This is a genomic window from Dyadobacter sp. (assembly GCF_051859145.1).
GTDB lineage: Bacteria > Bacteroidota > Bacteroidia > Cytophagales > Spirosomataceae > Dyadobacter.
The window spans coordinates 759-12,743 of sequence record NZ_JBHYGF010000059.1; the positions used below are offsets into that span (position 1 = coordinate 759).

Genomic DNA, 11,985 nt, shown 5'->3' on the forward strand with positions numbered 1-11,985 from the left:
CGCCAGGCGTTACTCAATTTCTGCAATACGGCACTTTTCAGTTCTCCTGGAAGCTTATCTTGTCTTAACAAAACCAACATTCGGTCTTCTCCGTTTGATGTACTTGTCGTCGCAAGGGCCGCATCAATACGAATATTAACTGCATATCCCGGGTCCAGCGCAACACTTTCTAAAATTCCAATTGACTCCTTGCTTCCCACACTCCGAATGGCGGCCAGTACATTTTTTGTATCATGTGCGTTTTTTCCGTTGATCGTCTTCCATATTAAACCTGATCCGCCCTGCCTGAGCAGCTGCTGCCCGGCCTGACGTCCCATAGGCGTGGCTGACTGCGATAGCGCCAGATTCAGCAAGCGTTCGTTTTCGGAAGGAAGCTCGTAGCGGGCCACCAGATCCATATAGCCGGCTGTGCCATACGTGTCGTTGAGCAGTTTTTTAAGAGCCGTGAGCGCCTGCGGGGACTGGCGGACGAAGCTAGGATCAAGATGGTGCAATGCCAGGTTGGTAACCTCGTTCTGATCAGGCGTGTTTATTTGCGTCAGTTTCAGCAAAGCAGCAGACTTCTCTTTACTGCCCGGATTGAAGTCAAAAGCTCTGAAATAACGCAGGCGACTACTTAATGGAACTTTCGGATCACTGGCAAGTGATGTCAGGAGTGGGACCGACTGTCGTGTCCGCGCGCGCCATACGATGTCTCTACCTGCCTGGTTTTTGATTGGGTTCTGACCGGCAATTGCCAGCCATGCTTTAAAAAACGAATCCCACTGCCCATCGGCACCAATCCCCAGTGCTTCCAGATACCAGCGGTCGCTGCCATCGTGTTGCAGGGCAAGCCTAGCCCAGAGCGCAGCGACACCTGGCAACTTCAGGCCGTGAAGAGACAAGGCACATTCACGCCGTACTTGCGCGTCTGCATCATTGGCGAGTAAGGCAATATATTTTATCAGCTCGTTATTTCTATTCTGACGGACAACTCTCAGTGCTGCTATCCGTAGGTCGGGGTTCATGTCAGCAACAGCTTTGTCCAGAAAATCCGTATTTGTTTTGTCAATACAGGAAAGAGCCCAAAGCGCGAGCCCGCATTCGGGGATTTTCATGGCTACTAAATAGCTTTCTAACTTCTGGAAGCGCTTTATCGGCCATTTTTAGCAAGGCATTCCATGCGTGGTACCGCACAGAAATGTTCGGGCTTTGCAATCCATTCACAGCGCCGCTTGCTGTTGTTAGATCTGTTTCAGGTGTACGATATGAAACGCCAGCCGGTGCAATCCGGAATAATCTGCCCCGGCTCTGATCTGCTGCCTGGTGTCCCCCTACGCCCGGATCATACCAGTCGGAAACGATCAGGGAACCGTCTGGTGCCACACACACATCGGAGGGACGAAACCATTGGTCGCGTTTGCCATCTACTATATTACTGATTGTTGCCGTATATCCTGCACCCGACTTTTTTGTCGGATATGAACGGACCACATTATGGCCAGCTTCGCAATGGATCATCTGGTCCCTGAATTGCGGCAGCAACGTTCCTTCGTAAACGATCATTCCGGTTGGCGATCCCGATCCGGTTTGGAGAAGGTTCGGTACCACACCGGGATCATTCAAATGCCAGTGCCTGAACGGGATCGAATCTTCCATGTTTGTGCGGTTTGCGCGCCAGCCCGCTCCCGTTAACTCGTCGGTATAGCCATAGTTGCCATATTGCATCACGTAATTGATACGGACGCCGCGGTTCCCGTCGTCGTCATTGTCTGACTGCCACATCGTCCCATAACTATCAACGGCAACCTCATAATTATTCCTGAAATTATTTCCCAAGACCTCAATATTCTTGAAGTCCTGATCGCAACGGAAGACCATACCCTGCTTGTATCTGCCAAAGTCGATGGGCTGGTTGTCCTGACCTGTTACCGGCTTTCCATTCCCGTCCAGCAACTGGCCGCCTGCATTACCGAAATTGAAATAGAACTTACCATCGGGTCCGAAAGTGAATGCATGCATACCGTGGTCGTGCTGCTCACCTCCGATACCTTCAAAAATGATCTCCTTTTTGTCGGCCTTTCCATCATGGTCAACGTCAGTAAAAAGCCAGACGAAAGGACTCTGGGACACAACCACCCGGTTGCCCATCACCCAAATACCGAGCGGAGAATTAATCTCTTTTCCCTGATAGAATAACATGGATTTGTCGGCCTTCCCGTCTGCGTTGCTGTCTTCCAGGATCAGGATGCGGTCGCCTTCGTTCTTGGTGGGGTTTCCGTTGATAGCCGGCCGGTAGTTGTAAGCCTCGCAAACCCATACTCTGCCCAGGTGATCTACATCGATATTCGTCGGATTTGTTACCATAGGTTCCGCTGCAAATAGCGTGGCTTTCAGCCCGTCGGTTACCTCCAGCGCCGCCGCCGCGTACTTTGGTGATCTTTTTTGCGCCTCGGTCAAATCTTCGTACAAAGTGTCTGAGACGACATGCTTTTGCTCAGTCGGCATATTATTCAGGAAGATTTCACTGGTAAGCCCTGTTAATAGAATAGCCAGGCCCGCCGGGGCCAAAATCTTGTGTATGTTCATTCTTGTAGGATTTAAAACGCGGGAAGCAGGTAGGGGTTTTTTGAAAAAATTCGTGTGCATTTATTAATGCTTTTTTGCAGTGGCTTCGAGTTGATCAGTTTTTTTAATGGATTGCGCTAACCCGGAAACATTTACTCCGTTGACAATCGAGAGCTTCGGATATTGCCTGGTTAGCTGTGCTACCGCAGAATCTGTCACAGCCGACTGCCAGACATAAATAGATTTGAGGCTTTTCATTGATGCAATGGTTTTAAGTCCTGTGTCCGTGATTTTTGTATGGGTTAGATTCAAATATTCCAGATGAGTCAAATTTTTGAGCTGTGCCAAACCCCGATCGGTAATGGCAGTATGTTCAAGATGAAGTTTGCTCAGGTTTTTAAGCGCTGCTATGTGGTTTAATGCGGTATCTGTGATATTTGTGCCGGCTAGTTTAAGCCAGGTGACCTGTTCAGATAACGGGGTGAGCAAAGTACATTCCCCGTCGTCGAAACCAGGGGAATTGACTGCACTTACTTCCAGAAAATGCTGATCATTTGAGAGATTATTGACAATCAAACCTGCCGCTCTGAGCGCTTCAATGTCTTTCACATTAGCCTTGGGAATTTCCTTTGAAAACAAAGAAGGTTTCATTGCTCGCTCGGGTGCAGCAGAGTTCGCATTTGACACGATCGTTGCCAAGGCCGGCTCGATTTGGCCGGATATTTTCAGGTCGGCCACTCTTTTTTCAGCCGGGGCGCCCTGGTCTATCCACCAGGATAGCAGCAAAATTTCATCCTGGGTCAATTGCGGCTTGCCCTTCGGAGGCATGTGTTTGTCATCATTCTCAGGTAACATACATCTCAGGATCATCTTGCTTTGGGCACTGTTGCCTGTAATTAATGCAGGTCCCGATTCTCCTCCCTTCACAAGCATTGCAATTTGATCCATACGCAGGTCGCCTTTTTGCTTGCTTGCATTATGGCATTGCGTACAACGGCGCTCCAAAATAGGTTTAACAATGTCTGTATATACAACCGCCTGCTGAATGTCTGTTATCCGATGCCCATTGTCCGCCTGTTCGGGGGAAGGTTGCATGCCGGTGATGCTGCGGAATGGTTCAGGCGTATGTTTTGTTAAGTAACCTTCGCCGTGTGTGAGCGATCCTCCTTGGTGCCCTGCGGCTAAGGTGAGAGCCACCGCAATGCCCAGCGTGGCAAAATAGAAGACCCGGCCTGACTGTATTTTTTTTCTGAACTGATCAGAGCCGACAATCCAGGCAATCCAGCTAAATGCGGCGACTGCAATTCCCTGCCATTGGTGATTGCTAAGTAACGTTTCCTGGTAACCGCCGCCGGATGCAAGAAGGTATCCGGCCACGCAGGCAAGCGTTGAAGAGATGGCAGACCAAAGTAAGATATAACGTAGCATATCCTGGCTGACTCGGATTTTGCTGAACCGCTGCGTAATCTCAAGAAGTGCCAGGATTAATAAAAAGCCAATTGGTAAATGAACAATAACAGGATGGAACCGGCCAATGAAAATGGGCCATCCTGTGACTTCAAGAAGAGGGTAATGCATTTTATTGAGGAGATAATTAAGCGATGATCTCTTTTACTAGTTTCCCTTCCACGTCTGTCAGCCTGAAATTCCGGCCCTGGAAAGGGTAGGTAAACTTCTCGTGGTCGAAGCCCAGCAGGTGCAGGATGGTAGCCTGAAGATCATGGACATGAACCCGGTCTTTTACTCCGTAATACCCCAGTTCATCAGTCTCTCCATGCACAACTCCTTTTTTGATCCCGCCGCCAGCCATCCACATCGTAAATGCTTCCACATGGTGATCGCGGCCCATATAAGGCATTACCAAGCCATTCCTGTTTTCCTGCATGGGCGTTCTGCCAAATTCCCCTCCCCAGACAACCAGCGTTTCCTCCAGAAGTCCGCGCATTTTTAAGTCGCGCAAAAGTGCAGCTACCGGCTGGTCTGTTTGTCTGCATTTTTCGTGAAGCCCGCCTTCTATATTATCCCTCGCATTTGATCCGTGTCCGTCCCATCCCCAGTCAAAAAGCTGCACGAAGCGCACATCATTTTCGATCAGTTTACGGGCGAGCAGACAGTTCATTGCAAATGAGCCTTGCCCCGGTTTTACACCATACATATCTAAAATAAATGAAGGCTCCTTTGTGATATCCATCACCTCGGGCACAGACATTTGCATCCGGAACGCCATTTCATACTGGCTGATGCGTGTCAGTATTTCCGGATCCTGTATGTCTTCGTAGCTCTGCCGGTTGATTTCGTTAATTGTTTCAATGGTTTGCTTGCGCAAATCGCGGCTGATTCCTTTTGGGTCCGAAACGTACAATACCGGGTCCGTTCCCGTGCGACATTGAACGCCCTGATAGACAGAAGGCAGGAACCCGCTTCCCCAGATGCTCTTTCCGGCGTCGGGCTGTTTACCTCCTGATGTGAGCACAATGAATCCCGGTAAGTTCTGGTTTTCAGATCCCAGGCCATACACGGCCCAGGATCCAAGGCTCGGCCGGCCGAGCCGCGCGCCCCCCGTGTGCATAAGCAACTGTGCTGGCGCGTGATTGAACTGGTCCGTATGCATGGACTTGATGAAGGTGATATCGTCCGCAACAGTTTGTAAATGGGGCAGATAATCAGAAATCCAGGCGCCAGATTGCCCGTACTGGTTGAATTTTCCCTGCGGGCCGAGCATTTTAGGCACGCCCTGAATGAATGCAAACTTCTTGCCTTCCAGGAACTCGGCAGGACAGTCTTTGCCGTGATATTTCAGGAGTTCAGGTTTGTAATCAAAGAGTTCCAGCTGTGAAGGAGCTCCGGCCATGTGGATATAAATGACTCTTTTGGCTTTCGGGACAAACTGAGGAGTTTTTACAGACATCGCATCCGCTGATAGCCCTGACGGATTCGAAGTTGTTGGGCTGCAGGAATCCAGTAGTGAACCTAACCCTAACGCACCTAAACCAAATCCACAGGACTGAAGAAAATGACGGCGTGTCTGGTGTAGTACTTTTGTTTGTTGTAATTCTGTTATCAGCTTTTCCATTTTCAAAGTTTTTAAGATGAAGTTCAGTGTGCAACGCTATTCTTTGGTGACTGCACCATCCAGATTCAGAAGTACATTCGCAGATACTGCCAGCGCCGCCAGTTCCGGAGACTTCTGTGCTGAATAAACCAGGACGCTATCCACATCTGCAGGCTTACTTTTATACCTGATCAAAGCACTTTCATAGATATTGAGTAGTGCAGCGAGCTTCTTTTCACTGACCGGTTGGAATGTGACCATTCGGTAACCTGCCCGAAGTTGCTGCTGCGGTGTTGGCGCGCTGCCTCTCATCTTCAATGCCAGTTGGACAGCTGCTTCCATATAAACCGGGTCGTTCAATGTGACCAGAGCCTGCAGAGGCGTATTGGTCCGTATGCGTCTGGACTGACAAAATTCTCGGCTGGGTGAGTCAAAAGTCATCATGGAAGGGTAGGGGGCTGTACGTTTCCAATAGGTGTAAATGGCTCTGCGGTGCTTGTCTTCTCCCTGGCTTGGCACCCATGTTTCACCACTGTATGGCGAGAGCCAGATCCCGTCTGGCTGGGGAGGCATCACGCCGGGCCCGTACATTTTAGTTGAAAGTAACCCCGACACCGCCAGCGCCTGGTCCCTGATCTGCTCCGCACTAAGCCTTACGCGTGGCCCGCGCGTCAGCCACATGTTTTCCGGATCTTTTTCTGTCTTTTCCTTGTCTGACCGTGAATCCTGCCTGTAAGTAGCCGACATCACCATTTGCTTCAACAAGAGTTTGACACTCCATCGGTAGTTTGTCATGAATTCTACTGCCAGCCAGTCCAGAAGTTCCGGATGGGAAGGGGCGCTGCCCTGGGAACCGAAGTCTTCAACAGTCTCAACAATCCCCCTGCCGAAAAGCTGCTCCCAGAATCGGTTGACGATCACACGGGAGGTAAGCGCATTATCCCTGTGTACCATCCACCGCGCAAGACCCAGGCGGTTCCTGGCATACTCCTTTGGCATTGGTGTCAGCAGTTTTGGAATGTCCGGTTTCACCTCCGCACCTTTAACAAGCCAGTTTCCCCGAACAAACACATTCGTTTTCCGGACCATATCTCCGGCTGATTCCCAAAGGATAGGAGTTTCGTCAGTCTTGGATGTCAGCAGCTGAGAATAGTCGGCGATGGTTTCCTCATAGTTGGCCTGATCTTTGCCAGGCAATGCTTTTTGAAAAGAAAGCCATTTGATCTGCACCCATTTATCCGGCATTTTTGGACTTTCCAACGTAAAGTACAGGTCGTGTTTTCCCGCAACCTGGTTGATAGGAACAACAAGCACCGTATCCTTGTATCCTGTTGTGGGTACCTTAAACTGTGCGAGCGTTTCCTTGGCCAGGGTATCTGTTTTGATGGTGAGAAGCGCATTTTCTGCCTGCGTTCCAATACTTACCACTAGCTGAGACATACCTGTTAGGCTGACTGCTGGCAGGCGGGCGGAGGTTTTTTGTTTAAGACCTAAGTACTTCCCGTCCAGAAGCGTTGACTTTCCTATGATTTTGAAATCGTGGGAGTTGATCTTGGGTTCTGTGATGTGCACAAACTGTGAAACCTGGCTGGCCTGTTCGGGTTCATGTCTGGTTATCCAGTCCATAACCCTTTGGACCCGCGCCGAGTCCTCTCCTTTGTAAAAACGCATCGTGGGTGAATCGCTGGGTACATCCTCATCACGGGTATTGTTAAAAAACGCCATGTATTTGTAATACTCATCATGCGAGATGGGGTCATAGGGATGGCTGTGGCATTGTATGCAGGCAAACGTGGTACCCTGCCAAACTTCCCAGGTTGTATTGACCCGGTCAATCTGAGCTGCTACCCTGAACTCTTCATCTGAGGTTCCGCCCTCATCGTTATTCATGGTATTCCTGTGAAAGCCTGTCGCAACCAAATGCTCCTGCGCGGGCAACCCCTGTTTTTTGGGAAGTAAGTCTCCGGCAAGCTGCTCAATGGTGAACTGGTCGAAAGGTTTGTCGGAATTAAAGGATTTGACGACATAATCGCGATAGCGCCAGATGCTGCGGCCACCGTCTTTTTCATAGCCTTTGGTATCGGCATACCTGGCCAGGTCCATCCACATGCCAGCCCAGCGTTCACCATACGCCGGGGATCCCAAAAGCCGGTCCACCACTTTTTCATAAGCGTCGGCAGAACCATCCTTTTCAAAGGCAGCTACCTCTTCTTTTGTAGGAGGCAGGCCCGTCAGGTCCAGGCTCAGGCGCCGGATGAGCGTTGGCTTGTTTGCTTCCGAAGATGTGGAAAGCCCCTGATTTTTCGCTTTCTCAATGATAAAATGATCGATTTCGTTTTTCGGCCAGCTACTTTCTTTCCAGTTTAAAAGTCCGAACAGATTCCACAAGCTGCGTGTGGACGGCACATCCGGCTTTTCAATCCGTTTGTATGACCAGTGCGTTTCCCATTTTGCCCCTTCATTGATCCATTGTTTTAATACGTCAACTTCGTTGTCACTGAGCGGCGCCGAATTCTTCGGCATCTTTTCGTCGGGATCGTCCGTGAGGATACGGCGGATCATCTCACTTGCATCTGCATCACCTCTTACCACAGGGATCTTTCCAGACTTGCCGGGTTCAAGCATTTCGTGCTCAAAAAGAAAGCTGACATCGCCTGCTTTTTTTACCCCGCCATGACAGCCCATGCAATGCTTGTTCAGAATAGGCTTTACGTCCGCATTGTAATCAACCTTTGAACCAAACCAGGTAGTGGACAGTGTGAAGGAGTAAAGTAAAATGGATAGGCAGATTACGCCTATTAAAGTCTTGCTCATCATAACGCAATGAATTAGTTCTTAAACTCTAACTGCTGGCTTTTTTCAATACACTTTCAAGTGTTACACTCTTGCCAGACTGGCGCTTGCTCTCATCAGCCGCCTCCATAAACGCGAATATCTCAATCGTTTCCTCCGGCGAAACAGGTATTTCGCCGGTATTGAAGTATTTCACGATATGCGCCAGCAGCGGTTCATAGCCCGCGTATGGACCCAGGATCTGGTTGCCATCGACGGTGAAAACAGTCCCACCGTAGTGATTCTTGCCGGAACGCGTGCCCCTGACGGTACCAATCCGCCCGTCTTGCCACACCCCGACAATGATGTCGGTGTCCGGAGTATGTACCCGAGTTACACTTTTGCATCCTCTTCCCATGACCGTATACAGTGTTTCTACGCCGTGGACACCATACCAGTAAAAGTCAGGATGCGTTTTTTCAAGCGCAGCGGGACTGAATGCATCGGCACCCACTACTTTGCTTTTATCAATGCTGTCAATGCCTTTAATATATCTGAGCGAAGACGCAGAAAAAACAGGGATTTTGTATTTTTCTGATGCTTTATAAATGGCAAGCGTATCCCGAAGCGAGGCGGCAACGGGCTTGTCTATAAACATTTTCTTTCCGGCCTTAAACACTTCCATTGCCTGCTCGAGATGGAGCCTGCCGTCATTAGTTTCCAGTAGAATGACGTCCGTAATTTCAAGCAAGTCTTTGATCGATCCGGTGATCTGTACGCCCATCCGCTTCACATCTTCGATATATCCCGGGATGCGGCTGGCACTTTTTTCAATGTCTTTACTGCCGTAGGGATACGCTGCTACAATCCGGTAGCCATCGTAAGCGGGATTGGGCTGTGCGGCATTTAGGACTTTGGTGAATTCGATGCTATGGGATGTATCCAGGCCAATAATTCCAATTCGCTTTCCTTCGGCTACCAAGGTATGCGGCGTTTTAAAACCCAGCATACCCAGACTTGTACCGGCAAGTGCGGAAGCTTCTATAAACTTTCTCCTGTTCATTGTCATCATGATATTTTGTCAATTGTTGATCTTGCACAAAGGGTACGTACCCGTTTTACTTGCTGATAAATGTTGGATTAGTATCCTTCGTTTTGTTTAATTAGCGCGGGGTTGATATCAATCTGACTTTGAGGAACCGGGAATACCAGGTTTTTTTCAGTAAGCTTAGTGGTGATGCCAATCGCGCTTGCCTTTGCATTCAGAATCGGCAGGGCGCGACCGGTGCGGACTAGATCAAACCACCGGTGACCTTCGAAAGCAAGTTCCACCCGGCGTTCCTGTTCCAGGGCCAAACGCATATCTTCCTTAGAACTGATCTGTTTATTGCTGATGCCGGCGCGGGCACGTACCATGTTAAGGAGTGTTAGCGCATCCGGGACATTACCGGTTTCGTTAAGCGCTTCTGCATACATCAGCAGCACATCAGCATACCGAAGTACCGGGAAATTATCATCTGAATCGTATTTCACAGTGGGCGCATCATCATATTTACGTATGAAATTCTGATCGATCCGTTGACCAATACTATTAATATAAAATGTTCCTAGTGAAACGTCTTTGCGGGTATCGCCCGGTTCATAGGCCTGGACCATGTCAGCGGTTGGTTCATTATTGCCATCACCACCAAATTGAATGACCGAATTTCCCGAATTGGCAGGGGCATAGGTACTGCCCAGCCCGTTTCCTTTCAATGGGCTGAGACCCTTTTTGTATTGAACTTCAAAGACGGATTCCTTGCCATTCTTGTTAGCCGGGCTAAAAACGTCGGCATACTTGGGAAGAAGAGCATAAATACCGGAGTCAACCACTAGTTTCAGCTTCGAAGCTGCTTCTGCGTATCGGTGCTGGGTCAGATATACCTTTCCCAGCAGTGCCTGGGCTGCACCTCTGGTAGCCCGGCCCAGATCGCTGCTGGTGTAAGTGGCAGGCAGGGCCAGTTCAGCCTCCCCCAGATCTTTGATGATCTGGGCGTAAACTTCAGCAGCGGGTGTACGGTTATACAGGTAACCATCCTCCGTATCAACAATTTCCTCTACAATAAGCGGTACGTCCCCAAAGATCCTGACCAGATTGAAATACATCAGAGCGCGAAGGAATTTGGATTCGCCGATGTATTGTTTTTTTAGATCTGCATTCATACTTATCGCATCTATACGGGATAATATGACATTGGTCCTATAAATTCCCTTATACCCGTCTGCCCACCGTGTATTCAGGTAAGGATTGGTCGAGCGAAGGTAAAATTTGTCAAACTCATCCTGATCAATGACAGAACCGGAGAGTACCGGTCGGGAATCATCGGACGGGATCTCTGAAACTGCATAATATTGTCCGTATTGCCCATTCAATTGCAGGGAGGCATAAGCCGACGCCAGTGCATTGTTGAAATCAGATGCTGTTTGATAAAAGTTGGCTGTGCTGGCTTCGGATACCGGAGCGAGATCCAGGAATTTGCCGGAACAACCCAACAAAAACAGATTGAGGAAAGCCGCGAATAAAAATCGTTTTTTCATGATTGCTTATAAACCAATGTTGATACCAATTGTATATGTACGAGGAAGAGGGTAGGAGCCATAGTCAACACCACCGGTTAACGGGCCTTCATATCCGCTTACTTCGGGATTGTATCCCAGGTATTTGGAAAATGTAAACGCATTTTGAACACCTCCGTAGAGCCGTATTGATTCCAGCCTTACTTTATCAGAAACGCTTTTAGGCAGCTTGTAACCAAGTGTGATATTCCGGATCCGTAAGAATGATGCGTCTTCTACCCAGCGGGTTGAGACCAGGTTATTGTTTCCTGTCGGCCGGCTGTTCGCTCTGGGGGACTTTCCATCGCCGGGCTGCTCGGCGGAACGCCAGCGATTAAGGACGGTTGTCATTTGGTTGTGGTTACCCTCCTGAGAATCAAAAAACCTGCGTGATAAATTCAGGATTTGTCCGCCCTGAACACCTTGAATGCCCACGCTCAGATCAATCCCTTTGTATGAGAAATTGTTGGTCATTCCATATATGAAATCCGGCTGGTTATTGCCAATGATCTGGCGGTCGTTTGCATCTATTTTATTGTCGTTATTCAAATCGGCATATTTGACATCTCCGGGACGGGAGTCCACAAAGTGTGGGTGACTGTCCAGGTCTGATTTGTCCTGAAAAATACCAAGCTGTACATAGCCGTAAAGACTCCCTAGCGGCTGGCCAATCTGGGTGATATTGGATTCGCCTACACCGGTTCCGCTGCGAATAGGATCGCCTTTTGGCCCCAGCGCCAGGACCTTGTTCTTGTTTTGGGACAACATCAGATTTGTTGTCCATGTGAATGCGCCGGTCAGGTTTCTGGATGACACGCTGAATTCCCAGCCCTTATTTTCAACCTTACCGATATTTTTAATCGCCGTGCTGAATCCGGTCATGGTAGGGACCTGAACCGAAAGCAGAAGGTCGGTGGTGATGCGCGAATAGTAATCGGCTGTGATGAACAACCTGTTGCTGAGAAGTCCAAGCTCTAAACCAATGTCCATCTGGCGGCTTTTTTCCCAGCCCAGATTGG

Annotated in this window: 8 protein-coding genes; all 8 read right to left on the minus strand. The window is 49.2% G+C overall.

The window, feature by feature from the left end:
* Nucleotides 1-1,097, minus strand: a 1,097-nt coding sequence (locus ACTIE6_RS04865; protein ID WP_439555557.1) for a HEAT repeat domain-containing protein, incomplete at its 3' end; no start/stop codon positions are given.
* Entirely contained in the window at nucleotides 1,048-2,568 is a 1,521-nt protein-coding gene (locus ACTIE6_RS04870; protein ID WP_439555558.1) for a PVC-type heme-binding CxxCH protein, read from the minus strand. The genes ACTIE6_RS04870 and ACTIE6_RS04865, both read right to left, overlap by 50 nt.
* A gap of 63 nt (nucleotides 2,569-2,631) precedes the next feature.
* Nucleotides 2,632-4,125 carry a c-type cytochrome domain-containing protein gene (locus tag ACTIE6_RS04875; protein WP_439555559.1) on the minus strand — a complete coding sequence of 498 codons (1,494 nt, stop codon included), beginning with the start codon at nucleotides 4,123-4,125 and terminating at the stop codon, nucleotides 2,632-2,634.
* 16 nt (nucleotides 4,126-4,141) lie between these two features.
* A complete protein-coding gene (locus ACTIE6_RS04880; RefSeq protein ID WP_439555560.1) occupies nucleotides 4,142-5,620 on the minus strand; it encodes a DUF1501 domain-containing protein in 1,479 nt (492 codons plus the stop codon).
* Nucleotides 5,621-5,656: 36 nt separating this feature from the next.
* Nucleotides 5,657-8,416 (minus strand): DUF1553 domain-containing protein, encoded by a 2,760-nt coding sequence (locus ACTIE6_RS04885; protein ID WP_439555561.1) that lies wholly within the window; start codon nucleotides 8,414-8,416, stop codon nucleotides 5,657-5,659.
* Between the two features lie 25 nt (nucleotides 8,417-8,441).
* Nucleotides 8,442-9,443: a Gfo/Idh/MocA family protein gene (locus ACTIE6_RS04890; protein ID WP_439555562.1), complete on the minus strand. Its 1,002-nt coding sequence runs from the start codon at nucleotides 9,441-9,443 to the stop codon at nucleotides 8,442-8,444.
* A 68-nt stretch (nucleotides 9,444-9,511) separates the two neighbouring features.
* Entirely contained in the window at nucleotides 9,512-10,948 is a 1,437-nt protein-coding gene (locus ACTIE6_RS04895) for a RagB/SusD family nutrient uptake outer membrane protein (protein WP_439555563.1), read from the minus strand.
* Between the two features lie 6 nt (nucleotides 10,949-10,954).
* Nucleotides 10,955-11,985: TonB-dependent receptor domain-containing protein (locus tag ACTIE6_RS04900; protein ID WP_439555564.1), on the minus strand; the 1,031-nt coding region annotated here is incomplete at its 5' end.